We start from the raw sequence: 1,010 nt of genomic DNA, 5'->3' as shown, positions 1-1,010 counted from the left end.
GGCATGTCGGTGGCCCCCTACGAGGGCCTGGAGCCGGATCAAATCACCAAGGCCCTTCGCGGCGCGACCGGTGGCAAGGTCGATGAGAAGTCCAAGCTCTGGAGCGATGGCGGCGACGCTTTCCTCTTCCACACCGGCATCGTCCTGAAGGCCGCATGCGAGCACGAGCAGGCCTACCGAGACTTCTGCATCGCCAAGCTGGAAGGGTTGGAGCACGCCCGGTTGATGATGCTGCTGGAGCGGGAGGAGCTGGAGAAGCGTGGCTTGGGGTTGGAAGACCTGGAAGCGGCGCTGGCTCGCGTGGAAGAGCAAATGGGCACTTACGCGATTGTGGCGGAGGCTTCCCGGAACTGGTTCTACACCCCATTCCACCATGCCAAGCTGTTGGCGATGGTTGAGCAGGTGGTGCCGACGCCGCGTGGCGGGGAGATTGCCAGCGCTCGCGTGCTGGAGTTGGTGAACTGGTTGGGGTTGGAGCGCCCGGATACGTCTAGCACGGACGAAGAGCGTGAGGCCTATGCCGCCTACTCCCGGGACTACCACAACCGCTTGGCCACCCGGTCCGAGACCGTCCATCCCGACTTGCTGCGTCCCATGTCCCAGCTGCAAAGCTCGCTGGAATGGGCATTGCTGGGCGTTCCCGCAATGCATAAGGAGCAGCGCCAGTCCTTCACGTTGAACTCGCGGGGGCTCATCGAAAAACTGCTTCGGGGTGAAAAGCTCCGGACGGCGGATGACATCCCGTGGCATTCCGTCGAACGTGGGGAAGTGGACGTCTCTCAGGCGCTTTACGGGAAGTTCGTGGGCTTGTTCCTGCCCCCCACCCAGTTCGGCGAAGCGGGCGACATGATGCAGCGGTTGCTCAAGCAGCGTGTCATGAACGGCATTCGGGCACGTGGGGCGCACGGGGACAAGTGGCGCGAAATGCTGCCGGGCCAAACCGACGTGCTGCTGATGATGGACGAGGCGCATTTGCTGCTGACTTCGGACGATGTGCTGCTCTTCAGCAC

1 protein-coding gene is annotated in these 1,010 nt (G+C 63.0%); it reads left to right on the top strand.

Annotation, left to right across the window (positions count from 1 at the left end; genetic code table 11):
- Positions 1 to 1,010 (top strand): hypothetical protein (locus tag ABZX22_RS45405; protein ID WP_354923642.1); only part of this gene is annotated, 1,010 nt, incomplete at both ends.

It is taken from the genome of Nonomuraea sp. NPDC003804, from assembly GCF_040610675.1.
In the GTDB taxonomy this organism is placed as follows: Bacteria; Actinomycetota; Actinomycetes; order Streptosporangiales; family Streptosporangiaceae; genus Nonomuraea.
This window is presented reverse-complemented; position numbering and strand designations above follow the sequence as displayed.